The 22,272-nt window shown below is 53.2% G+C and carries 23 protein-coding genes; 15 read left to right on the forward strand and 8 right to left on the reverse strand.

Translation table 11 applies throughout. The features are described from left to right. Window positions 1-2: 2 nt before the first annotated feature. Window positions 3-347 carry a gamma-glutamylcyclotransferase gene (locus tag ACLJRS_RS15130; RefSeq protein ID WP_001219167.1) on the forward strand — a complete coding sequence of 115 codons (345 nt, stop codon included), beginning with the start codon at window positions 3-5 and terminating at the stop codon, window positions 345-347. 53 nt (window positions 348-400) lie between these two features. Here ACLJRS_RS15130 and ACLJRS_RS15135 read toward each other — a convergent pair whose 3' ends face one another. The 4 genes from ACLJRS_RS15135 to fbp all read right to left on the reverse strand — a co-directional run bounded on the left by ACLJRS_RS15135 (window position 401) and on the right by fbp (window position 4,934). Further along, window positions 401-1,609, reverse strand: a complete 1,209-nt coding sequence (locus ACLJRS_RS15135; protein ID WP_000203131.1) for an MFS transporter — start codon at window positions 1,607-1,609, stop codon at window positions 401-403. Continuing rightward, window positions 1,606-2,769, reverse strand: coding sequence for a metallo-dependent hydrolase (locus ACLJRS_RS15140; RefSeq protein WP_000977207.1), 1,164 nt, complete (start codon window positions 2,767-2,769; stop codon window positions 1,606-1,608). The genes ACLJRS_RS15135 and ACLJRS_RS15140 overlap by 4 nt, the downstream gene beginning before the upstream one ends. A 409-nt stretch (window positions 2,770-3,178) precedes the next feature. After that, window positions 3,179-3,709 (reverse strand): inorganic diphosphatase, encoded by a 531-nt coding sequence (ppa, locus tag ACLJRS_RS15145; RefSeq protein WP_000055079.1) that lies wholly within the window; start codon window positions 3,707-3,709, stop codon window positions 3,179-3,181. A gap of 226 nt (window positions 3,710-3,935) precedes the next feature. Next, window positions 3,936-4,934: a class 1 fructose-bisphosphatase gene (gene fbp / locus ACLJRS_RS15150; protein WP_000853764.1), complete on the reverse strand. Its 999-nt coding sequence runs from the start codon at window positions 4,932-4,934 to the stop codon at window positions 3,936-3,938. A gap of 174 nt (window positions 4,935-5,108) precedes the next feature. Between fbp and mpl the strand changes: the two genes are divergently transcribed. Beyond that, window positions 5,109-6,482, forward strand: a complete 1,374-nt coding sequence (gene mpl, locus ACLJRS_RS15155; protein ID WP_001219830.1) for a UDP-N-acetylmuramate:L-alanyl-gamma-D-glutamyl-meso-diaminopimelate ligase — start codon at window positions 5,109-5,111, stop codon at window positions 6,480-6,482. A gap of 106 nt (window positions 6,483-6,588) precedes the next feature. Here the strand turns inward: mpl and yjgA are convergent, their stop codons facing one another. Continuing rightward, window positions 6,589-7,140 carry a ribosome biogenesis factor YjgA gene (gene yjgA, locus ACLJRS_RS15160; protein WP_000166287.1) on the reverse strand — a complete coding sequence of 184 codons (552 nt, stop codon included), beginning with the start codon at window positions 7,138-7,140 and terminating at the stop codon, window positions 6,589-6,591. 95 nt (window positions 7,141-7,235) lie between these two features. Between yjgA and pmbA the strand changes: the two genes are divergently transcribed. From pmbA to ACLJRS_RS15225, 13 genes are all read left to right on the forward strand, one after another. Beyond that, on the forward strand, window positions 7,236-8,588 hold the full coding sequence (gene pmbA, locus ACLJRS_RS15165) for a metalloprotease PmbA (RefSeq protein ID WP_000852994.1): 1,353 nt from the start codon (window positions 7,236-7,238) through the stop codon (window positions 8,586-8,588). 98 nt (window positions 8,589-8,686) lie between these two features. After that, window positions 8,687-9,073: a cytochrome b562 gene (gene cybC / locus ACLJRS_RS15170; protein ID WP_001232231.1), complete on the forward strand. Its 387-nt coding sequence runs from the start codon at window positions 8,687-8,689 to the stop codon at window positions 9,071-9,073. 277 nt (window positions 9,074-9,350) lie between these two features. Next, on the forward strand, window positions 9,351-9,689 hold the full coding sequence (locus tag ACLJRS_RS15175; protein WP_001255103.1) for a glycine dehydrogenase: 339 nt from the start codon (window positions 9,351-9,353) through the stop codon (window positions 9,687-9,689). Window positions 9,690-9,699: 10 nt separating this feature from the next. Next, window positions 9,700-10,062 (forward strand): SFCGS family glycine-rich protein, encoded by a 363-nt coding sequence (locus ACLJRS_RS15180; RefSeq protein WP_000435389.1) that lies wholly within the window; start codon window positions 9,700-9,702, stop codon window positions 10,060-10,062. Continuing rightward, window positions 10,062-10,364 carry a DUF4312 family protein gene (locus tag ACLJRS_RS15185; protein WP_000975187.1) on the forward strand — a complete coding sequence of 101 codons (303 nt, stop codon included), beginning with the start codon at window positions 10,062-10,064 and terminating at the stop codon, window positions 10,362-10,364. The genes ACLJRS_RS15180 and ACLJRS_RS15185 overlap by 1 nt, the downstream gene beginning before the upstream one ends. 22 nt (window positions 10,365-10,386) lie before the next feature. Further along, window positions 10,387-11,163 (forward strand): DUF4311 domain-containing protein, encoded by a 777-nt coding sequence (locus ACLJRS_RS15190; RefSeq protein ID WP_000478578.1) that lies wholly within the window; start codon window positions 10,387-10,389, stop codon window positions 11,161-11,163. An 11-nt stretch (window positions 11,164-11,174) separates the two neighbouring features. Next, window positions 11,175-11,819, forward strand: coding sequence for a DUF4310 family protein (locus tag ACLJRS_RS15195; RefSeq protein WP_000392127.1), 645 nt, complete (start codon window positions 11,175-11,177; stop codon window positions 11,817-11,819). A 58-nt stretch (window positions 11,820-11,877) separates the two neighbouring features. Continuing rightward, on the forward strand, window positions 11,878-13,011 hold the full coding sequence (locus ACLJRS_RS15200; protein ID WP_000459933.1) for an amidohydrolase/deacetylase family metallohydrolase: 1,134 nt from the start codon (window positions 11,878-11,880) through the stop codon (window positions 13,009-13,011). Continuing rightward, on the forward strand, window positions 12,995-14,113 hold the full coding sequence (locus ACLJRS_RS15205; protein ID WP_001139182.1) for a DgaE family pyridoxal phosphate-dependent ammonia lyase: 1,119 nt from the start codon (window positions 12,995-12,997) through the stop codon (window positions 14,111-14,113). Before ACLJRS_RS15200 ends, ACLJRS_RS15205 begins: the two co-directional genes overlap by 17 nt. Beyond that, window positions 14,110-14,850: a 2-dehydro-3-deoxy-phosphogluconate aldolase gene (dagF, locus tag ACLJRS_RS15210; RefSeq protein ID WP_000779247.1), complete on the forward strand. Its 741-nt coding sequence runs from the start codon at window positions 14,110-14,112 to the stop codon at window positions 14,848-14,850. The genes ACLJRS_RS15205 and dagF overlap by 4 nt, the downstream gene beginning before the upstream one ends. Before the next feature lie 16 nt (window positions 14,851-14,866). Continuing rightward, window positions 14,867-16,780 (forward strand): BglG family transcription antiterminator, encoded by a 1,914-nt coding sequence (locus tag ACLJRS_RS15215; RefSeq protein WP_001212131.1) that lies wholly within the window; start codon window positions 14,867-14,869, stop codon window positions 16,778-16,780. Between the two features lie 66 nt (window positions 16,781-16,846). Continuing rightward, window positions 16,847-17,089: a type II toxin-antitoxin system RelB/DinJ family antitoxin gene (locus tag ACLJRS_RS15220; protein ID WP_000212724.1), complete on the forward strand. Its 243-nt coding sequence runs from the start codon at window positions 16,847-16,849 to the stop codon at window positions 17,087-17,089. Beyond that, window positions 17,079-17,363, forward strand: coding sequence for a type II toxin-antitoxin system RelE family toxin (locus ACLJRS_RS15225; protein ID WP_000220579.1), 285 nt, complete (start codon window positions 17,079-17,081; stop codon window positions 17,361-17,363). The genes ACLJRS_RS15220 and ACLJRS_RS15225 overlap by 11 nt, the downstream gene beginning before the upstream one ends. A gap of 3 nt (window positions 17,364-17,366) precedes the next feature. On the opposite strand, the gene nrdG is transcribed toward ACLJRS_RS15225, so the two are convergent. From nrdG to treC, 3 genes are all read right to left on the reverse strand, one after another. Continuing rightward, window positions 17,367-17,831 carry an anaerobic ribonucleoside-triphosphate reductase-activating protein gene (gene nrdG / locus ACLJRS_RS15230; RefSeq protein WP_001009175.1) on the reverse strand — a complete coding sequence of 155 codons (465 nt, stop codon included), beginning with the start codon at window positions 17,829-17,831 and terminating at the stop codon, window positions 17,367-17,369. Window positions 17,832-18,047: 216 nt separating this feature from the next. Continuing rightward, window positions 18,048-20,186: an anaerobic ribonucleoside-triphosphate reductase gene (gene nrdD, locus ACLJRS_RS15235; RefSeq protein WP_000187821.1), complete on the reverse strand. Its 2,139-nt coding sequence runs from the start codon at window positions 20,184-20,186 to the stop codon at window positions 18,048-18,050. A 408-nt stretch (window positions 20,187-20,594) separates the two neighbouring features. Beyond that, window positions 20,595-22,247 carry an alpha,alpha-phosphotrehalase gene (gene treC / locus ACLJRS_RS15240; RefSeq protein ID WP_410957838.1) on the reverse strand — a complete coding sequence of 551 codons (1,653 nt, stop codon included), beginning with the start codon at window positions 22,245-22,247 and terminating at the stop codon, window positions 20,595-20,597. Between the last annotated feature and the right edge of the window lie 25 nt (window positions 22,248-22,272).

Consider the following 22,272-nt stretch of genomic DNA (forward strand, 5'->3'; position numbering starts at 1 on the left):
CAATGCGAATATTTGTCTATGGCAGTTTACGACAGAAACAAGGCAACAGTCACTGGATGACCAATGCCCAATTGCTTGGCGATTACCGTATCGATAACTACCAGTTGTATAGTCTGGGCCACTATCCAGGCGCAGTTCCGGGAAACGGAGCGGTATACGGTGAAGTTTATCGAATTGATAACGCCACGCTGGCCGAACTTGATGCTTTGCGCACCAGGGGCGGTGAATACGCACGCCAGTTAATCCAGACGCCTTACGGCAGCGCATGGATGTATGTATATCAACGTCCTGTTGATGGGTTAACTCTGATTGAAAGCGGTGACTGGTTAGACAGAAACCAGCCCTGAACTGAACACGCCACCCTCGGGTGGCGTTGTTTTTTACATTCTGGCTGATGGCGTTAACGCCGGGCATGGTGAGCTCTTATTCTGCCGTAAATCAATAATGACGCGCCGCCCAGGATAACAATGCATCCGAGAACCATAAATCCCTGCATATAGCTGCCGGTTGTCCGGTAAAAATAGCCGACCATTAGGCCTGCCAGCGTACCGCCGCCGCCGGCGCCGATGCCATTAATAATACCGGAGGCTGGGCCAATCGCATGGGGTTTAACGTTCGACTGGATAATCGACCAGATATTGGGGGTAAAGCTGGCGGCGTAATAGCCCATCGCCAGGGTAATGAGCGTGATTTTAAAGCCCGGCGCATCGACAAATGGCAGGAGAAATAACATCACGCCGGGGATTAGTAGGCCCAGTGAAGCAATAAGTACACGCTTTTGTGTCTTATCACTGATCCATGAGATAGGGATTGCCAGTATAACCGCAGTCAGATAAGGCAGAGAACTGACCAATGCTTTACTGAATCCGGTATAGCCGAGAGAATTGACAACCATGGGGATCCATAACGTAATTCCCCAGAACAACATCCCTTGAGTGATGTAGGTAAAAATAAGAAGTAGGAAGGGGGTTCCGCCCAGCGATTCCAGGGTAAGTTTAGTTTTCTCTGTTGGCGCCGGCGCACGATAATAAGGCGCTTCTTCCTGTTTTTTCAGCATTGTTATATAAAGTGGAACCACAACAACAATGCCGATCACACCAGTGATAATAAAAACATTTCGCCAACCGAAGGCAGCATCCAGCGGGGACAAAATCATAAATCCCAGGCCTAATGCCAGGAACTGTCCATAATACTGGATAATACTGTTCGCCTGCGTCCGTTCTTTGTCTGAAAACCAGTCGCTGGCGAAGCGGGACTGCTGCGGCCAATAAATGCCTTCGGTAATGCCAAGCACCAGCCGACAAATCAAAATAACGTACACTGACGAGGTAAATCCGACAAAAACGGTCGCAATCGACCAGATTAGCACCATCAGAATGACTATTTTTTTCGGATCGTATCGCTGGGTAAATACGCCGCCAAAAATATTTGAAAAGGCATAGCCAATAAGAAATATGGTTAATACAATGCTGGCCGTTGCGCCATCAATATTCAGGTCGTGTGTAATCGTAGGTAACGTAACGGAAAGATTAGAACGGTCAAGATAAGCAACAAAAAGGCCGAACATTAATGTCGCGCCGATCCGTAGCCATTTTTGCATTGAGGTCATTTTTCAACTCCGTTTGGCCGCGCGCCAAAATCAATTTGACGAAATAATATCTCACCGGATTTTATGGTCATTTGTGGTACCAGCACATGCGTCCCCGTGAGCGTTTCACCATGAATATCGGCAAATTCAACATGCCTGTTTTTTAATTTAAAGATGGCGATATCGGCAAATGCCCCAGGGGCCAGCGTACCAATTTCTGCTGCCATGCCCAATAAAACTGCTGGGGTATGGGTACAGGCGTTAATGACATCGGTAAGCGCGACGCCGAGTGCTAAGTATTTCGATAAAATCCATGGTAAGGCGTAAACAGGCCAGGCGAGTTTAGTGATGGTTGAGAGATCGCTACTGATGATATCCGGAAGAAAGCCATTGGCGATGGCCCGGCGTGCCGTGTTCATTGAAAAATGGCTGCGACCATTGGCGGCATCAAATATAACGCCTCTTTCCCTTGCCTGACGGACTTCGGCTAAGACAGCGCCTTCATCAGTAAGAATGGTGCTACCTTTGCCGTGAAACGCATGAGCGATAATATCGCCGCGGCGTAGCAAGGAGACAAGTTCTTTCATGGGAACGACGGGATGGGTCGAGTGTATTGCCACGGGGCACCTTAAATCGTTGGCAATACGAAGGGATTCAGTCAGCGGTTTTAAGCCATATTCAGCAATGTCCTCAGTCTGAACCTTGAGTTTTAATCCCTGAAGAACGTTGCGATACTGACGAAACAGCGCGTGGATCTTATTTTCATCAATATTGTCAGGATCATAATTTTCTTGTGACCAGGTTTGGCCCGGCGGCGACACGGTCAGAAACGCTTTGATTCGAACTTTGCTGGCGCAAATCACCGTTCGGTAGAAGGCATCAAAGTTTGCCGTACCGGCAGAACCTGCATCCACGACGGTGGTAACGCCATTCGGCGGCATGTACATATCAGGCCTGACGCCGCCTTCCGTCGCGTCATAAAAAACATGCGCGTGATAATCGATAAGACCGGGAGTGACGATCATACCGTCGGCATGGATAATCCGGGTCTCCGAAGTTACAGGATATTTATCGGCATCAACGATAATATCGTTAATGATGCGTAAATTGTTAATCTCATTAATATTACGAGCGGGATCGATGATATGTCCACCGGTAATTAATATATCATTTTTCATCATAATCTCTTAAAATAGTAAATAATTATGGCAGCCCTTAAAAATATATTAAAAAGTGTGTTTTGAGCGGATATTATGTTGGATTAAAAATACGGTTATTGGTATGGAAAGCTTAGGATACCTTATTAAAAAGGTAATCGGGCTTATGCACTAAATAAGAATTTAACGCTTGCTAATATTTAGGGCGTAAGTCCAGAGGAGTCTGCGGGCATTCACAAAACAATTATTATCTTAAGCTTTTTAGAGAAACCGTGAGCGTATTCAACCCTTTTTAATAAAAAATAAGGTAAAGTATTATTCATTCCGTGAATGTTAAACTAATAATGATAAAAATTGTGCTCTATTCATTAGCCAATAAAAAGGCCCTCATTACTATGAGAGCCTTTATCTTGACGATTATGTAAAAGCGAACTTATTTCTTCGCTGCGCGCTCGAAGGAGGCAACGATTTCCGCTTTAGCCGCTTCGGCGTTGTCCCAACCGTCAACTTTCACCCATTTGCCTTTTTCGAGATCTTTATAATGCTCGAAGAAATGAGTGATCTGCGCTTTCAGCAGTTCCGGCAGATCGTTCACATCTTTAATGTGATCGTACTCTTTGCTCAGTTTGGTGTGCGGTACGGCAACCAGTTTCGCATCTTCACCGGATTCGTCGGTCATTTTCAGTACGCCAACCGGACGGCAACGGATTACGGCGCCTGGCTGCAGTGGGTACGGCGTCGGGACCAGAACGTCTACCGGGTCGCCGTCCAGAGACAGGGTATGGTTGATGTAACCGTAGTTGCACGGATAGAACATCGCGGTGGACATGAAGCGGTCAACGAACAGCGCGCCGCTCTCTTTGTCAACTTCGTATTTGATCGGATCTGCGTTAGCCGGGATCTCGATAACGACGTAGATATCTTCCGGCAGTTCTTTACCCGCCGGGACGTTGAGTAAGCTCATGTCTGTTTCCTTTGAATTTATGACAAACAAGTGGCGAGTATTATAGCCAACTCACGCCGAAAGTCTTCGCTTGTTTTCGTTTCCGCCTCATCTGGCGCGTCGTTGCGGAGCATAAACGACAAAGGTTAAGAACCGGAAAAATCACGGGCCTGATAAGGCAACGCCGCCATCGAACATGTTATTGCCCAATGGCGGCTTCATGCGTTATTCCGCATGGTGGTAAAGATTACGCGTCCGGGTATTCGCGGATAAAGCGTTCCACATCGTCAACCATATGGCGGTTGCCGACGAAGAACGAGCGGCGCTGGTGAAGGCTTTCCGGAATGATATCCAGAATACGTTCTTTACCATCGCTTGCTTTGCCGCCGGCCTGTTCCGCGAGGAACGCCATCGGGTTGCATTCATACAGCAGACGTAGTTTTCCCTGCGGGTGGCTGGCGGTGCTGGGGTAGAGATAGATGCCGCCTTTCAGCAGGTTGCGGTGGAAATCGGCCACCAGAGAGCCAATGTAACGTGAGGTATAAGGGCGACTTGTTGAACTATCCTCTTCCTGGCAGAATTTGATGTACTTCTTCACGCCATTCGGGAATTTAATGTAGTTGCCTTCGTTAATGGAGTAGGTTTTACCCTTTTCCGGGAAACGCATACGTTCCTGGCACAGACAGAACACGCCTAACGACGGATCGTAGGTGAAAGCGTGTACGCCGCAGCCGGTGGTGTAAACCAGCATGGTGGACGAGCCATACACGACATATCCCGCAGCGACCTGTTTGTTGCCGGGTTGCAGGAAATCTTCTTCGGTGACCGGCGTGCCGACGGGCGTCACGCGGCGATAAATCGAGAAAATCGTACCGACAGAGACGTTAACGTCGATGTTAGAAGAGCCATCCAGAGGGTCCATCAGCACCACATATTTCGCGTGTTCGCAGCCTTCAAAGACGACAATTTCGTCCTCTTCTTCCGATGCGATGCCCGCTACAATATCGCGCGCTTTTAGTGCAGCTTTCAGTTTCTCGTTCGCGAACAGATCGAGTTTCTGCTGAACCTCGCCCTGTACGTTCTCAGCACCGCTGGCACCCAGGATATCGACCAGACCGGCCTTGTTGATATCGCGGTGGATGATCTTGGCGCCCAATTTTATTGCCGACAGCAAAGCAGTGAGCTCACCGGTAGCCTGAGAGAACTCGTGCTGCTTTTCGACAATAAATTCACCTAACGTTTTCATAACACTTTCCCTGCAATTGATTGGAGTAAAGCGACCGTAACAATCTTAACAAACATTTCAGATGATGCGCTCAGGTGAATCGCGCCAGCAAAGTACAGATTTACCTGAAATGCGTTTCTCACTTGCCAGACATGTGCGTAAAATGGCTCGCAGATAAAAAAAGGATAGTGACGTATGCGCATTCATATTTTGGGAATTTGTGGCACTTTCATGGGGGGGCTGGCGATGCTGGCTCGCTCGCTTGGTCATGAAGTAACGGGTTCGGACGCCAATGTGTATCCGCCGATGAGTACCTTACTTGAGAAGCAAGGCATTGATCTGATCCAGGGTTATGACGCCAGCCAGCTCGATCCGCAGCCGGATCTGGTGATTATCGGCAATGCGATGACGCGCGGGAATCCGTGCGTGGAAGCGGTGCTGGAAAAAAACATTCCCTTTATGTCTGGTCCACAGTGGCTGCACGACTTTGTGTTGCGCGACCGCTGGGTACTGGCGGTCGCCGGTACCCACGGCAAAACCACGACCGCAGGCATGGCGACCTGGATACTGGAAGCGTGCGGGTACAAACCGGGCTTCGTGATCGGCGGCGTACCGGGCAACTTTGAGGTTTCCGCGCGCCTGGGCGAGAGCCCGTTCTTTGTTATCGAAGCGGATGAGTACGACTGCGCATTCTTTGATAAACGTTCTAAATTTGTGCATTACTGCCCGCGGACGCTGATCCTCAACAACCTTGAGTTTGATCATGCCGACATCTTCGACGATCTGAAAGCGATCCAGAAGCAGTTCCACCATCTGGTGCGCATCGTGCCGGGGCAGGGGCGCATCATCTGGCCGGAAAACGACATCAACCTGAAACAGACCATGGCGCTGGGCTGCTGGAGCGAGCAGGAGCTGGTGGGCGAGCAGGGACACTGGCAGGCGAAGAAGCTGACTACGGATGCTTCCGAGTGGGAAGTGTGGCTGGACGGCGAAAAAGTCGGCGATGTGAAATGGGGCCTGGTCGGCGAACATAACATGCACAACGGGCTGATGGCGATTGCCGCCGCGCGCCACGTGGGCGTCGCGCCCGCAGAAGCGGCCAGTGCGCTGGGGTCATTTATTAACGCCCGCCGCCGTCTGGAGCTACGCGGTGAAGCGAACGGCGTGACGGTGTATGACGATTTTGCTCACCATCCGACGGCAATTCTGGCCACGCTGGCGGCGTTGCGCGGTAAAGTGGGCGGCACCGCGCGCATTATCGCAGTGCTGGAGCCGCGTTCTAACACGATGAAGATGGGGTTATGCAAGGATGACCTGGCGCCGTCGTTAGGGCGTGCGGATGAAGTGTTCCTGCTGCAGCCGCCGCATATTCCGTGGCAAGTGGCGGAAGTCGCCGAAGCCTGCGTACAGCCTGCTCACTGGAGTGGAGATGTCGATACGCTGGCGGACATGGTGGTGAAAACCGCACAGCCTGGCGATCACATCCTGGTGATGAGCAACGGCGGTTTCGGCGGCATCCATCAGAAATTGCTGGATGGGCTGGCGAAAAAAGCACTGGTTGTGGAGTAAAAAATGCCCGGTGGCGCTGCGCTTACCGGGCCTACAATACGTACATTCCCGTAGGCCGGATAAGGCGCCAGCGCCGCCATCCGGCAGACGCTATCAACGTGTAAAATTACCCTTCGTTTTCCGCCAGCTCGCGCAGATACTGGAAAATCTGACGCGCTGATTTCGGCGGTTTGTTGCCTTCTTTCTCTTTCTTCGCATTGCGGATCAATGAACGAAGCTGTTGACGATCGGCGTGCGGCCACAGGGTCAGTACTTCGGCTACCGCGTCATCGCCTTCGACGATCAGACGATCGCGCAGATGCTCAAGCTTGTGAAACAGCACCACCTGCTGATTATGGCGGTTTTTCAGCTTGTCCAGCGCCTGGCGAATAGGTTCAACGTCGCGTTGGCGCAGCATTTTTCCGATAAGCTGCAACTGGCGGCGGCGTCCTTCCATTTTGATACGCTGGGCCAGTTCAATGGCGTCGCGCAGATCGGCGTCCAGCGGGATCTTATCCAGCGCGTTTTTCCCCAGATCCACCAGTTCCGCGCCCAGGCGTTTTAATTCCTCGGCATCGCGTTTAATTTCACTTTTACTGACCCAGATAATTTCATCGTCTTCGTCTTCGATGTCATCACCGGGAACGTCGTCGAGCCAGTCTTCGGGCTGCTTTGTCATGTCAGGCTCCTTAAAAAAAGAGGCTAATGTTACCAGTTAAGATGCGCACTGAAAAACGGTTCTCTGTTAGACTTCAGAGAAACTCTCTCTACATTATGGCATTTGCAATGAAAGTAATCTCACAAGTTGAAGCGCAGCGTAAGATTCTGGAAGAAGCAGTTTCGACAGCGCTGGAGTTAGCCTCAGGCAAATCGGATGGGGCGGAAGTCGCCGTCAGCAAGACCACCGGCATTAGCGTCAGCACCCGTTATGGTGAAGTAGAGAATGTCGAATTTAATAGCGACGGCGCGCTGGGCATTACGGTGTATCACCAGAACCGCAAAGGCAGCGCCTCTTCGACGGATTTAAGTCCGCAGGCGATTGCCCGTACCGTGCAGGCCGCGCTGGATATCGCGCGTTACACGTCGCCGGACCCGTGCGCAGGCGTGGCGGACAAAGAACTGCTGGCGTTTGACGCGCCGGATCTGGACTTGTTCCACCCGGCAGAGGTTACGCCAGACGAAGCCATTGAACTGGCCGCGCGTGCGGAGCAGGCTTCTCTAAAGGCGGATAAACGCATCACCAATACCGAAGGCGGTAGTTTTAACAGCCATTACGGCATTAAAGTGTTCGGCAACAGCCACGGCATGTTGCAGGGATATTGCTCCACGCGCCATTCGCTCTCAAGCTGCGTTATCGCTGAAGAGAACGGTGATATGGAGCGTGATTACGCTTACACCATCGGTCGGGCAATGGCGGATCTGCAAGCGCCGGAATGGGTCGGGGCCGAGTGTGCGCGCCGCACCTTATCCCGCCTGTCGCCGCGCAAGCTCTCCACTATGAAAGCGCCGGTCATTTTCGCCAATGAAGTGGCGACAGGGCTATTTGGTCATCTGGTCGGGGCGATTGCCGGCGGCGCGGTATACCGTAAATCCACTTTTCTGCTCGACTCGCTGGGCAAACAAATTCTGCCGGAATGGTTAACCATCGAAGAACACCCGCATCTGCTAAAAGGGCTGGCGTCTTCACCGTTCGATAGCGAAGGCGTGCGTACGGAGCGCCGGGATATTGTGAAGGATGGCGTACTGACGCAATGGTTGCTGACCAACTATTCCGCCCGCAAACTGGGGCTGAAAAGTACCGGTCATGCCGGCGGCATTCATAACTGGCGTATCGCCGGGCAGGGGCTGAACTTTGAGCAATTGCTAAAAGAGATGGGCACCGGCCTGGTGGTGACGGAACTGATGGGCCAGGGCGTCAGCGGTATTACCGGCGACTACTCCCGCGGCGCTGCGGGATTCTGGGTTGAAAATGGTGAAATCCAGTACCCGGTAAGTGAAATTACCATTGCCGGTAATTTAAAAGAGATGTGGCGTAATATTGTCACCGTAGGCGATGATATTGAAACGCGCAGTAATATACAGTGTGGTTCGGTATTGTTACCGGAGATGAAAATCGCCGGACAATAATACCCGTCATACTTCAGGCTGCAGGCGCGTTGGCTGCCTGCAACCCGAATTATTCAGGGTATTACACTTATCGTTAATAATAAAAAAGGAAGTGAGCAATGCGTAAAAGCCTGTTAGCTATTCTTGCTGTGTCATCGCTGGTATTCGGTTCGGCTGTTTTTGCTGCCGATCTTGAAGATAATATGGATATTCTCAATGATAACCTGAAAGTTGTTGAGAAAACGGATAGTGCCCCTGAACTGAAAGCGGCATTAACCAAAATGCGCGCGGCCGCGCTGGATGCTCAAAAAGCTACGCCGCCAAAGCTGGAAGATAAAGCGCCGGATAGCCCGGAAATGAAGGATTTTCGTCACGGTTTTGACATTCTGGTCGGCCAAATTGATGGCGCGCTGAAGCTGGCGAACGAAGGTAACGTTAAAGAAGCGAAAGCGGCGGCGGAAGCGCTAAAAACCACCCGCAATACATATCATAAGAAGTATCGTTAATTTTTGTGGGATGGCGGCTTCGCTTTATCCGCAGGTCGCCATCCGGCAAACTGTAATACCCATCACACTTTCTCACTTTATACGACAACGTCATTGTTTTGCCATTTCCTCTTTATGCCGCGATAGATCTCACACTTTCCCAGCGATAATTCATTAATGCCGCCTTTTCTGTGGCGCAGATCACCTATCCCACTCGCGTTTCCACTTCGAGGTGGAAAATAACTCGCTACAAACTTTTAACCCTTACCGCTAGTTTTATCTCATTGCCATTAACGGGGTGAGACGCGTGGATAACGGAGCAGTAAAACACGATGCCGGTGAGCGAATTAACGAACTGGCTGAACAGGTGTTAACGCAGGTGGATGGCCTGCTGGGGCGGCATCACATTGTCCCCAATGCGGTACAGACGCAAATGCTGACCTCGCACGTTCGCGCGATGGCGCACCGGTCAATTACCGGCGAGCCTTTACCGGAAGTCGATGCCAGCTTGTTTGATGAAATCTCAGCCGAATCAATGGCGCTCGCCCGCGAAATCGTGGCGGCGTTTGGCAACCTTCCTGACGAAGAAGCCTGGCTATTATCGGTACATTTTGAAGTCGCGAAAGACAACCTCTAAGGAGCAAAAAATGGAACAGATTACCGTCGTGATTGGCGATCGCCTGGGTAAAGGCCAGAAAGTGGCGGCAGGCGTGGAAAAAGCGGGCGGTCGCGCGGTCGTCGTGCCGGGCGTCGCGGCAGACATGAAGCTGGGCGATGTGATGAAAGCGGAAAACGCCACCTTCGGCATTTCATTTTGCGGCAGCGGCGGCGCGGGCGCTATCACCGCGCAAAACAAGCATGGCTACAAAGCCAAATATGGGATGCGGTCAGTAGATGAAGGCGTCACCGCTATCAATGAGGGCTGCAACGTGTTGGGTTTCGGCTTTATGGATAAAGAAGAGCTCGGCGAGCGCCTGGTGCAGGCGTGGCAAAAGAAATACGGCGCCTGATGATGAAAGAGCAATTCACCACCACGGTGAGAGTAAAAGGCAAGGGCGACGCCAAAGCACGCGCCTTTGCCGATGCGCTGAACCATGTTCAGTCGGCGGTGATGAGAGAGTCGCCGTATATCTTACTGCGTATTGAGCCACAGGATGTGCGGATTGTTCAGGCGCATGAGTCGGTGCGTAAAGAGGCCTTTCTGTTTTTCTTTTTGCGCCGGGAACGACGCACTTACAGCGTGGAGCTGGATGTGACCGTCAACGTGACCGCCATCAATCTCGACAGGGTGGATTTCGTCGCGAAACGCTGATTTTTATTAAAAAGGCATAGTTATGTTCCTGATAATACTAATTAAATCGCTCATTATCGGCGCGCTGGTCGGCGTAGGGGTGGGCGCTGGGGCTGCACGCATGTTTCACGCGCCAACCACGCAGGGGATGGGCGCGTTCCGTACGTTGGGCGAACTCAACTCTTGTGAAGGCGACCCGGCATCTCACTTCTCCTTTGGGCTGGGTTTCTTCTTTAACGCCTGGGCGTCGTCTGTGGCGGCCGGATCGTTCACCCAGGATGTCGATCACCGCATCATCCCTAACTGGGGCGCGGCGGCGCTAATGATCAAAAACCGTAACGTCGGCGAGACGCTGCACGACCCGAAAAAAATGGCGATCGCCTGCGCCGTCATCGGCATGATCGTCGTGACGTTCCTTAACCTGACCGCCTCATCCGTGCCAGAAGCGCTACAGGTGACGGCGGTTAAGGTGCTGGTACCGGCGGCAAACCTGCTGGTCAACATCGTCATGCCTGTGATCTTCTGGTTAGCGGCGATCGACGCTGGTAAAAAATCGGGCTTCTGGGCCACCGTTTTCGGCGGCGCGGCGCAGCTCATCATGGGGAACGCCGTACCGGGGCTGGTACTGGGTATTTTGATCGGTAAAGGCGTAGAAGAGAGCGGCTGGAACCATGTTACCAAAGTGATGATGGTCGCCATCGTTTTGCTGTTTGTGTTGAGCGGCTTCTTCCGCGGCTTCGACATGAAAATGATCGAGTCTTTCAACATGACGGTACCGAACTGGCTTGAACTGATCCACAACTCGCTCAGCGGCAAATAACGGAGGCCACAATGGAAGAGAATAAAGGTTTTTGGTATGCCGACTGGTCGTTCCCGATCTTTGTTGGCCTGCTCTCCTCCGGCGTTTTCGCCGGGACGCATATGTACTATCTGTACGGCATCGGCGCATTTAACGAAGTCGCTTTTGTGGCGATGTTGAAAGCGGGGATGGATACCGGCGTCTACGGCGCGGTCGCCGCTTTCGGCGCCAGCTTTTTATTTGCCCGCATTATCGAAGGTTCGCTGGTCGGAATTCTGGATATCGGCGGGGCAATTCAGACCGGCGTGGGCTTAGGGGTTCCGGCGTTACTGCTGGGGGCTGGCTTTGTCTTCCCGGTGGCGAACTTTATCGCTTCGCTGATAACCGGTCTGGTGATTGGCCTGGCGATTGGCTACATCATTATTCTGGCGCGTAAGTTCACCATTAATCAGAGCGACTCCACGTACGGGGCGGACGTCATGATGGGGGCCGGTAACACTTCAGGCCGTTTTCTGGGGCCGTTGATTATCCTCAGCGCCATGACGGCATCGATTCCCATTGGTCTGGGCTCTCTGGTGGGCGCGCTGCTGTTTTATATCTGGCAGAAGCCGATTACCGGCGGCGCGATTTTAGGCGCGATGATCCTCGGTTCCATCTTCCCGATTGCGATTAGCTAACTGTTGATTTGTAGGCCGGATAAGGCGGTTGCGCCGCCATCCGGCAAAGGAGAGAGCGATGTTTGATTTACTCCTGCGCCATGCGCGTCTGGTCGATGACACGCTGACTAATATTGCCCTGCAAGATGGCAAAATCGCGGCGTTGGGTGACGTTGATGGTCCGGCGCTGAAAACCATTGACCTGCGCGGCGAGTGTTACGTTAGCGCGGGTTGGATTGATTCTCACGTTCACTGCTACCCAAAATCGCCGATTTATCACGACGAACCGGACAGCGTGGGTATTGCCACTGGCGTTACCACAGTGGTGGATGCCGGTAGCACTGGCGCAGACGACATTGATGATTTCTATGCTCTGACGCGTCAGGCGACCACCGACGTTTATGCGCTGCTGAATGTTTCATGCGTCGGGCTTATTGCCCAAAACGAGCTGGCTAACATGGCCAATATTGACGCCGATGCGGTCCGGCAGGCGGTAAAACGCCATCCGGATTTTATCGTCGGCCTCAAGGCGCGGATGAGCAGCAGCGTGGTAGGCGTTAACGGCATCACGCCGCTGGAACGCGCTAAAGCCATGCAGCAAGAAAACGGCAACCTGCCGCTGATGGTACATATTGGAAATAACCCGCCGGATCTGGACGAAATCGCGGAGCGTCTGACGGCGGGCGATATCATTACCCATTGTTACAACGGTAAGCCGAACCGTATTCTTCGGCCTGACGGCGAGCTGCGCGCCTCGGTGACACGAGCGCTGGCGCGCGGCGTGCGTCTGGACGTTGGACATGGTACCGCCAGCCTGAGCTTTGCAGTGGCGAAACGCGCTATTAGCCTGGGGATTTTACCGCATACCATCAGTTCCGATATCTACTGCCGTAACCGCATCAATGGCCCGGTGCATTCGCTGGCTAATGTGATGTCGAAATTCCTCGCCATCGGCATGTCGCTGCCGCAGGTCATTGCGTGCGTGACGGCCAATGCCGCCGATAGCCTGAGTCTGAAAACCAAAGGGCGTCTTCAGCCAGGTCTGGATGCTGACCTGACCCTCTTTACGCTTAAACGCCAGCCCGCCGTGTTGGTAGACGCGGAAAACGACAGCTTACAGGCTGAAGAATTGCTGACGCCGCTTGCCGCGATACGCGCAGGCAAGGGCTATATGACCGAACAAGGGAGCGCGGAACATGCCTTCGATTTTTGAGAAGTATCAATTAAAACAGGTGATTAACGCCTCCGGACGTATGACGGCGCTCGGCGTCTCTACGCCGCGCCCGGAAGTGATAGACGCGGCGATGGCCGGAATGAATCAGTATTTCGAGATGAAAGATCTGGTGAATAAAACCGGCGAGTACATTGCGAAATTGCTGGAGGTGGAAGGGGCGACGGTAGTCTCCTGCGCCAGTGCGGGTCTTGCCCAGTCGGTTGCCGCGGTACTGGTTCAGGACAGCGACTGGCTGCTGGAAAACCTGCACGTTACACCGATTGAAAATAACGAAATCGTCCTGCCAAAGGGCCACAACGTCAACTTTGGCGCGCCGGTGGGAACGATGGTGGCGCTGGGCGGCGGCAAACTGGTGGAAGCCGGTTACGCCAACGAATGTTCCGCCGCGCAGTTGGCGGCGGCCATTACGCCGCGCACGGCGGCTATTCTGTATATCAAATCTCACCACTGCGTGCAGAAAAGTATGCTCAGCGTGGAGCAGGCTGCGGTGGTGGCGCGCACGCATAATCTCCCGCTGATTGTGGACGCGGCGGCGGAAGAAGATTTGCAGTGCTACTACCGCGTGGGCGCAGATCTCGTTATCTATAGCGGCGCAAAAGCGATTGAAGGGCCGACCAGCGGGCTGGTGATTGGCAAAACACAGTATGTTGAGTGGGTAAAACGTCAGTCAGCGGGCATTGGCCGGGCGATGAAGGTCGGCAAAGAGGGAATTGTTGGCCTGACCTGCGCCATTGAATTGTACCTGCGGGCGCAAAAAGAGAGCGGCGCGGAGATGGTAGAAAAAATGGCGCCCTTTATCGACACGTTGAACACGTTTAACGGCGTCAGCGCCCGCGTGGTGTGGGACAGCGCCGGACGCGACATCGCGCGCACGGAAATTAAGTTTGATGAAGCCGTTACCGGCATCGCCACAGGCGAACTGGTCGACGCGCTGAAGCAAGGAGAATACGCGATTTACTTTCGCGGATACAAAGCCAACGAAGGGATTATTGAAGCGGATGTCCGCAGCGTCGATCGCGCGCAGTTAGCGATTGTGGCGCGTCGTATTGGCGAGGTGATTAATCAGGAGAAACAAGCATGAAACTGACCCCTAACTTTTACCGCGATCGCGTTTGCCTGAACGTACTGGCCGGTTCGAAAGATAACGCCCGGGAAATCTACGCGGCGGCGGAAGGTCATGTGCTGGTTGGCGTGCTCTCCAAAGACTATCCGGATGTGGCAAGCGCAGTCGCGGATATGCGTGAATATGCGGCGCTTATCGACAATGCGCTCTCCGTGGGGCTGGGGGCAGGCGATCCTAACCAGTCGGCGATGGTGAGCGAAATCTCGCGTCAGGTACAGCCGCAGCATGTCAACCAGGTGTTTACCGGCGTAGGGGCCAGCCGGGCGCTGCTGGGGCAAAATGAGACGGTGGTGAACGGTCTTGTCTCGCCGACCGGCACGCCGGGGCTGGTGAAAATTTCCACCGGCCCGCTAAGCAGCCGCGCGCCGGAGGGCATCGTACCCATAGAAACGGCGATTGCGCTACTCAAAGACATGGGCGGCAGCTCCGTTAAATACTTTCCGATGGGAGGGCTCACCTGTCGCGACGAGTATAAAGCGGTGGCTGAGGCCTGCGCCCGCCATGATTTCTGGCTGGAACCGACGGGCGGCATCGATCTGAAAAACTTCGCCGAGATTCTGCACATCGCCCTTGATGCAGGTGTAAGCAAAATCATTCCTCACATTTATAGTTCGATTATTGATAAGGTGAGCGGCAACACCCGTGCGGACGATGTGCGTCAGTTACTCGCTATCGTCCGGTCGCGTGTCGGCTAATCATGAGGAGAGAGACGTGCGATTCCCCAACCAACGTTTAGCGCAGCTATTTGCGATGCTGCAAAACGAGACGCTGCCGCAGGACGAGCTGGCGCAGCGGTTGTCGGTCTCCACGCGTACCGTTCGGGCGGATATCGCCGCGCTGAACATGTTGCTGACGCCGCATGGCGCGCAATTTACTCTCAGCCGCGGCAACGGGTATCAGCTCAAAATTGATGATCCGGCACGTTATCAATCCCTGCAAACGCAGCAATCTCCCGCCCTGGCGCGCGGTCCGCGCACCAGCCAGGAGCGGATACACTACTTGCTGGCGCGTTTTTTAACCTCCGCCTTCTCGCTGAAGCTGGAGGATTTGGCAGATGAATGGTTTGTCAGCCGTGCGACGCTGCAGAACGACATGGCGGACGTGCGCGAGCATTTGCTGCGTTATCATCTGACGCTGGAAACGCGTCCGCGTCATGGCATGAAATTGTTTGGCGGAGAGATGGCGATTCGCGCCTGTCTGACCGACCTTTTATGGACGCTGGCGCAGCAGGAGCCCTCCCATCCGTTAATTGTTAGTACCACGCTGAACACCGAGGTGTCTCAACGGCTGCAGTCTCTTTTGCCGGATATTTTCTCTCATTGTCAAATCCGCCTGACCGATGAGGGCGAGCTGTTTCTGCGTTTATACTGCGCGGTGGCGGTACGGCGTATTCGCGAGGGGTATCCGTTATCGGAATGCGTGGCGGAGGAGGTCGATGAAAAGGTGCGCCATGCGGCGCATGAGATTGCGGAGCTACTACAACAGCTGGCCGACAAGCCGCTGTCGGAGCCGGAAGTAAGCTGGCTGAAGGTGCATATTGCCGCCCGCCAGGTACAGGAAATTGCCCCCAGCGCCATTAATGCCGATGATGAAGAGGCGCTGGTGCGCTATATCCTCAATTTTATTAATACCCAGTACAACTATAACCTGTTGAATGATAAACAGCTCCACGCGGACTTGCTGACCCACATCAAAACGATGATCACCCGCGTGCGCTACCAGATCATGATCCCCAACCCACTACTGGAAAATATTAAGCAGCACTATCCGATGGCGTGGGATATGACGTTGGCGGCGATATCGAGTTGGGGAAAATACACGCCGTATACCATTAGCGAAAACGAAATCGGTTTTCTGGTGCTGCATATTGGCGTTGGGCTGGAACGTAGTTACAACATTGGCTACCAGCGGCAGCCGCAGGTACTGTTGGTGTGCGATGCTGGTAATGCGATGGTGCGGATGATTGAAGCGGTACTGGCGCGGAAATACCCGCAGATTGAGATTGCCCGCACTCTGACGCTACGCGACTATGAGGCGCGGGACAGTATTGTGGAGGATTTTGTGATTTCCACGGCGCGGATCGGCGAAAAAGATAAACCGGTCATCATGATCGCCCCCTTTCCTACCGACTATCAATTGGAGCAGATCGGTAAGCTGGTGCTGGTGGACAGAACCCGTCCGTGGATGCTGGATAAATATTTCGATGCCTCGCATTTTCGCATCGTGGAGGGGGAAATAGATCAACAGACGCTGTTTAAAACGCTGTGCGATCAGTTGCATGAGGAAGGCTTTGTTGATGCGGCGTTTCTCGATTCGGTTATTGAACGTGAAGCTATCGTCAGTACGTTATTAGGCGACGGGATTGCCTTGCCGCACGCGCTGGGGCTGCTGGCGAAGAAAACGGTGGTTTATACGGTGCTCGCGCCACAGGGGATTGCCTGGGGTGATGAAACGGCGCACGTTATTTTTTTACTCGCCATCAGCAAAAGTGAATATGAAGAGGCGATGGCCATCTACGATATTTTCGTCACTTTCCTGCGCGAACGCGCCATGACGCGCCTCTGCGCATGTCAGAATTTTACGCAATTTAAAACGGTCGCGATGGAGTGCGTGAGTCGTTTTTGAGAGGCGTTATCCAGAATTCGATGTAATGCTAAACTGCATTACACATTCGATTTTACTGGAGGCATAATGGCCACGCTGAACGTCCGTCTGGATGACAAACTCAAAAATGAGGCTTATGCCGTGCTGGAAAAACTGAACATTACTCCAACGGAAGCCGTGCGATTACTGTTCCAGTACGTCGCGGAAACGGGGCGCATGCCAGTGAAAACCGTCACTCTTAGCGACAGTGAAGATGCATTGATTCAGACAGTTCGGGAGAGGCTGTCTAGTCCGCAAAAGGGAATCAAGGTTAGTCTGGATGACTTATGAACTGGAATTCGACCCGAGGGCCTTAAAAGAGTGGCATAAGCTGGGCGATACGGTGAAGGCTCAGCTTAAGAAAAAGTTGGCTGATGTGCTATTGAACCCCAGAATCGACTCTGCCCGTTTAAACGGTCTTCCTGACTGCTATAAAATTAAGCTTAAATCGTCCGGTTATCGTCTGGTGTACCAGGTTCGGGATGACGTTGTGATTGTGTTTGTTGTCGCGGTCGGCAAGCGAGAACATTCAGCCGTCTATCACGATACAAACAAACGGCTTTAGCGATCAACGCAAATGATGCACTACCTGGTTGCTGCTACCGCGCCAGATAAGCGCCGGGTCTTTCAGATCCTGCACAAATTTGCCATCGACCAGCACGTTGATGAGATCGACCACCTGCATCTGTGCGGCGCTGAGTTCATCGAGCTTGTAGCCAGTCCACACCCAGATATCTTTCCCCGGGCACTCCGCGTGGATGCGTTGTACCAGTGCCAGGATATCCGGTACGTTTTGCGGATGCAGCGGATCGCCGCCCGACAGCGAGATCCCCTGACGGTGAATGCGCGTGTCGTTCAGATCGGCAATGATCTTATCTTCCATCTCTTTGGTAAACGGCTGGCCGGAATTGAGCCGCCAGGTGCTTTTGTTATAGCAGCCAGGGCATTCGTGCACGCACCCTGACACAAACAGGGTGCAGCGGGTGCCGGGGCCGTTAACGATATCGACGGGGTAGTATTGATGAAAGTTCATGTTTCCTCGTTGCATTTGGCGCTGTAGCGGCGTTGGCCGCTCTCACTTACCCAGGTCACTTACTTATGTAAGCTCCCTGGGATTCGTTCGTTTGCCGCCTTGCTACAACACCAACTGCTTAGAGGAAACTCATGAAATTGGAACTATAGCCAGCGGTTGTAGGCCGGATAAGGTGTTTACACCGCCATCCGGCATTTACGCATTGCAAACGGAGGATTAACCGATCTGCCCATTGCCTAAATGCTTCACGCGGCGCTTCACTTCTTCTTGTTTGCCGGCGTTAAACGGACGTGCGTCCGGGCTGCCTAAATAACCGCACACGCGACGGGTAACCGAGACGCGCGCGGCATCGTGGTTGCCGCATTTCGGGCAGGTGAAACCTTTACTGGTACATTCGAACTCGCCGGTAAAGCCGCACTCGTAGCATTCATCGATCGGCGTGTTGGTGCCGTAATACGGTACATGCTGATAGCTGTAATCCCAGACATCTTCCAGCGCTTTCAGGTTGTGCTGAATGTTCGGGTATTCGCCGTAGCAAATGAAACCCCCGTTCGCCAGCGGCGGATACGGCGCTTCGAAATCGATTTTGTCGTACGGGTTAACCTTCTTCTCCACGTCGAGGTGGAAGCTGTTGGTGTAGTAACCTTTATCGGTTACGCCCGGCACCACGCCGAACTCGGCGGTATCCAGACGGCAGAAGCGGTCACAGAGGTTTTCACTTGGCGTGCTGTACAGACTAAAGCCGTAGCCGGTCTCTTCTTTCCACTGATCCACGGCCTGGCGCAGACGCTCCACAATCGCGATGCCTTTAGCGCGAAGTTGCTCGCTGTCGTACAGGTGTTCGCCGCCGAACAGCGCGTTAATGGTTTCATGGATACCAATGTAGCCCAGAGAGATGGACGCACGACCATTTTTAAAGATTTCAGACACGTCGTCGTCCGCTTTCAGCCGCACGCCGCAGGCGCCTTCCATATACAGGATAGGCGCGACGCGGGCTTTCACGCCTTCAAGGCGGGCGATACGGGTCATCAGCGCCTTCCGCGCCAGCGCCAGACGTTCATCCAGCAGTTTCCAGAATGCGGTTTCGTCGCCTTTTGCTTCCAGCGCGATGCGCGGCAGGTTAAGGCTAATCACGCCCAGGTTGTTACGCCCGTCGTGGATCTGCTCGCCGTTTTCGTTCTCCCACACGCCGAGGAAGCTGCGGCAGCCCATTGGCGTTTTGAACGAACCGGTGACTTTGACCACCTGATCGTAGTTGAGAATGTCCGGATACATGCGCTTGCTCGCGCACTCCAGCGCCAGTTGTTTAATGTCGTAGTTCGGATCGCCAAACTTGTGGTTCAAACCATCGCGGATAGCGAAGACCAGTTTCGGGAACACGGCGGTTTTGCGATTTTTACCCAGACCGGCGATACGGTTACGCAAAATAGACGCCTGGATCAGACGCGACTCCCAACTGGTGCCGAGGCCAAAACCAAAGGTCACGAAAGGCGTCTGGCCGTTAGCGGTGTGCAGCGTGTTAACTTCGTATTCCAGCGACTGGAAGGCGTCGTAGCACTCTTTTTCGGTGCGAGAACGCGCATACCCTTCGGCATCCGGGATCTGCCACTCATCGGCGGTTTTGCGGTGCTTGTTATAGCTTTCGGTGACAAACGGCGCCAGCACTTCGTCGATACGGTTAATGGTGGTGCCGCCATAAATATGGCTGGCGACCTGCGCGATAATCTGCGCGGTAACGGCAGTGGCGGTAGAGATAGATTTTGGCGGTTCGATCTCGGCGTTACCCATCTTAAAGCCCTGGGTCAACATGCCTTTCAGGTCGATCAACATACAGTTGAACATCGGGAAGAACGGCGAATAGTCGAGATCGTGATAGTGGATATCGCCGCGCTCATGCGCTTGTACTACGTCACGCGGCAACAGGTGCTGGCGGGCATAGTGTTTGGCGACAATCCCGGCCAGCAAATCGCGCTGGGTGGGAATGACTTTACTGTCTTTGTTGGCGTTTTCATTGAGCAACGCGGAGTTAGTTTGCTCTACCAGGCCGCGAATTTCCTGGTTCAGACGACCACGCTTTTCACGCTGAATGTCGCGATCGTGACGGTATTCGATGTAGGCGCGGGCAAGCTGTTTGTACGGGCCGGACATCAGTTGGTTTTCAACCGCAGTTTGGATCTCGTTAATATCCACCTGACTGCGTGCGTTCATTTGGCTGCTAACGACTTCTGCGACGGTGGCACAGTAATCTGCGTCATCGACTCCCGCTGCTTTAGCTGCACGTAGAATGGCTTCCTTAATGCGCTCTGATTTGAATGGCACTTTACAGCCATCTCGTTTCATCACATGCGGTGTCATGATCACTCCATATTTGTAAGAACAGGTTATCCACAGAGGCCGGGGAAGCCATAACAGGTTTATTCATCTCTTTTCCAACGACTTCCCGCAATCCTGACCCAGGTTATCCACAATTCACCTTGTGTCGAGTGAACGGATGTTGTAGCAATTGTAGTCAATTAATACAACATATTGGGTCGGCGTGCATTTTAAAGTCTATATGTAGTGATTTGCATCAAGGATGTTTGCAATTTTATTGATGTAGAACAAGGTAAAAATCAGAGCGTACAGATGGCGGGCGCTGTAGCGTTTGTAAAAGATAGCAAGAAAAATCTGATTAATTATTCAACAAAAACAGACAGTAACCTGGAGCAACGCCACAGCCCGTGTCAATAGGTTTGTGGCGTTTATCCGTATAAGGACGTCGCGTTAGCGTTGTAACCACCAGATGGCTTCAAATGGGCGGAGCGTCATCGCGGCTGGCTGGCTGGTGACCTCGCCATAATTGTGCAGTAGCGCCTGCCACTGTCCTTTGATATGCGGTGGATGCCACTCCTGACACTGGTTACTCAGATTGGCGACAACCAGCAGGATTTGCCCCTGCCACTGGCGGCGATAACACCATACTGATGGGCTATCCGGGAGGAGATCCTGATAATCGCCCCAGATCAGTACAGGCTGGGTTTTACGTAGCGCAATCAGCTTTTGATAGGTGTAAAACACCGAGTTTTCATCGCGTAATGCTGCCGCGACGTTAACCTCCGCATAGTTATCGCACAGGTTTATCCACGGCTCGCCCTGGGTGAAACCGGCGTTTTTACCGTTGTCCCACTGCATCGGCGTGCGGCTGTTGTCGCGGGATTTACTGGCCAGGATAGCCAGCAGTTCGTCGGGGTCGCGCCCGGCGGCGCGTAGCGCGGCAAACATATTATGACTTTCCACGTCGCGATAATCGGTGATGCGGGTAAAGTGTGGGTTGGTCATGCCGATTTCTTCTCCCTGATAGATATAAGGCGTCCCTTGCATACCGTGCAGCGCCATCGCCAACATTTTCGCGGCTGGAACCCGGTATTCACCCTCGTCGCCAAAGCGGGAAACGATGCGCGGCTGATCGTGATTACACCAGAATAACGCGTTCCAGGCGACGTTATGCATCCCCTGTTGCCAGTGGTGGAACAACGCTTTCAGCGCCACATAATCAGGTTTTGCCAGCGTCCACTTTTCGCCATTGGGGTAATCCACCTTCAGATGATGAAAATTGAAGGTCATCGAGAGTTCGTCGCCGCTAAGCGCGGCATATTGCTGGCAGTTTTCCAGCGTGGTAGAGGACATTTCGCCTACCGTCATCAGATTACGCGGCGTAAAAACGTCACGGTTCATTTCGCGTAAAAACGTATGCGCGCGCGGCCCGTCGGTATAAAAGCGGCGTCCGTCGCCCGTCGGATCGTCAGGAAAATTCTGATCTTTGGCGATCAGGTTCACCACGTCCAGACGCAGGCCATCCACGCCGCGATCGGCCCAGAATTCGCAGACCTTTTTCAGCTCGGCGCGCACGGCGGGGTTTTCCCAGTTCAGGTCGGCCTGTTCAGGCGCGAAAAGGTGTAAATAATATTGTTCGCTCTGGCTATGCCAGCGCCAGGCGCTGCCGCCAAATTTGGATTGCCAGTTATTCGGGCAGACATCCGGCGTGCCATCGCGCCAGATATAAAACTGACGGTATGGACTCTCTTTGTTCAGCGCTTCGCGAAACCAGGCGTGCTGGGTAGAAGTATGGTTAAACACCATATCCAGGATGATACGAATACCGCGTGCTTTCGCCTGCGCGACCAGCTCGTCAAAATCATCCAGCGTGCCGTAGGTCGGGTCGATAGCCGTATAATTTGCAACGTCATAACCGTTATCCACCTGCGGCGAGATATAAAACGGCGTGAGCCAGATGGCATCTACGCCGAGTCGCTGTAGATAGTCAAGGCGCTGCGTGACGCCGCGTAAATCGCCGGTGCCGCTGCCGGTCGTGTCCTGAAAACTTTTCGGGTAGATCTGATAAATAACGCCGTTTTGCCACCAGAGGGGAATAGTCATTGTTGTTTCCTGCAAGTGCGTTGGG

The sequence above is a fragment of the Salmonella sp. SAL00670 genome (genome assembly GCF_046552235.1).
Taxonomy (GTDB): Bacteria; Pseudomonadota; Gammaproteobacteria; order Enterobacterales; family Enterobacteriaceae; genus Salmonella; species Salmonella enterica.

Excerpts from the sequence above, each read along its gene's own strand:
- yjgA (WP_000166287.1), bottom strand. The coding sequence starts at position 7,140 with ATGACAAAGCAGCCCGAAGACTGGCTCGACGACGTTCCCGGTGATGAC.
- nrdD (WP_000187821.1), bottom strand. The coding sequence starts at position 20,186 with ATGACACCGCATGTGATGAAACGAGATGGCTGTAAAGTGCCATTCAAA.
- nrdG (WP_001009175.1), bottom strand. The coding sequence starts at position 17,831 with ATGAACTTTCATCAATACTACCCCGTCGATATCGTTAACGGCCCCGGC.
- ACLJRS_RS15195 (WP_000392127.1), top strand. The coding sequence starts at position 11,175 with ATGGAAGAGAATAAAGGTTTTTGGTATGCCGACTGGTCGTTCCCGATC.
- ACLJRS_RS15220 (WP_000212724.1), top strand. The coding sequence starts at position 16,847 with ATGGCCACGCTGAACGTCCGTCTGGATGACAAACTCAAAAATGAGGCT.
- ACLJRS_RS15225 (WP_000220579.1), top strand. The coding sequence starts at position 17,079 with ATGACTTATGAACTGGAATTCGACCCGAGGGCCTTAAAAGAGTGGCAT.
- mpl (WP_001219830.1), top strand. The coding sequence starts at position 5,109 with ATGCGCATTCATATTTTGGGAATTTGTGGCACTTTCATGGGGGGGCTG.
- dagF (WP_000779247.1), top strand. The coding sequence starts at position 14,110 with ATGAAACTGACCCCTAACTTTTACCGCGATCGCGTTTGCCTGAACGTA.
- ACLJRS_RS15185 (WP_000975187.1), top strand. The coding sequence starts at position 10,062 with ATGATGAAAGAGCAATTCACCACCACGGTGAGAGTAAAAGGCAAGGGC.
- ACLJRS_RS15205 (WP_001139182.1), top strand. The coding sequence starts at position 12,995 with ATGCCTTCGATTTTTGAGAAGTATCAATTAAAACAGGTGATTAACGCC.
- fbp (WP_000853764.1), bottom strand. The coding sequence starts at position 4,934 with ATGAAAACGTTAGGTGAATTTATTGTCGAAAAGCAGCACGAGTTCTCT.
- ACLJRS_RS15140 (WP_000977207.1), bottom strand. The coding sequence starts at position 2,769 with ATGATGAAAAATGATATATTAATTACCGGTGGACATATCATCGATCCC.
- ACLJRS_RS15200 (WP_000459933.1), top strand. The coding sequence starts at position 11,878 with ATGTTTGATTTACTCCTGCGCCATGCGCGTCTGGTCGATGACACGCTG.
- ACLJRS_RS15135 (WP_000203131.1), bottom strand. The coding sequence starts at position 1,609 with ATGACCTCAATGCAAAAATGGCTACGGATCGGCGCGACATTAATGTTC.
- ACLJRS_RS15190 (WP_000478578.1), top strand. The coding sequence starts at position 10,387 with ATGTTCCTGATAATACTAATTAAATCGCTCATTATCGGCGCGCTGGTC.
- ppa (WP_000055079.1), bottom strand. The coding sequence starts at position 3,709 with ATGAGCTTACTCAACGTCCCGGCGGGTAAAGAACTGCCGGAAGATATC.
- treC (WP_410957838.1), bottom strand. The coding sequence starts at position 22,247 with ATGACTATTCCCCTCTGGTGGCAAAACGGCGTTATTTATCAGATCTAC.
- pmbA (WP_000852994.1), top strand. The coding sequence starts at position 7,236 with ATGGCATTTGCAATGAAAGTAATCTCACAAGTTGAAGCGCAGCGTAAG.
- ACLJRS_RS15180 (WP_000435389.1), top strand. The coding sequence starts at position 9,700 with ATGGAACAGATTACCGTCGTGATTGGCGATCGCCTGGGTAAAGGCCAG.
- cybC (WP_001232231.1), top strand. The coding sequence starts at position 8,687 with ATGCGTAAAAGCCTGTTAGCTATTCTTGCTGTGTCATCGCTGGTATTC.
- ACLJRS_RS15130 (WP_001219167.1), top strand. The coding sequence starts at position 3 with ATGCGAATATTTGTCTATGGCAGTTTACGACAGAAACAAGGCAACAGT.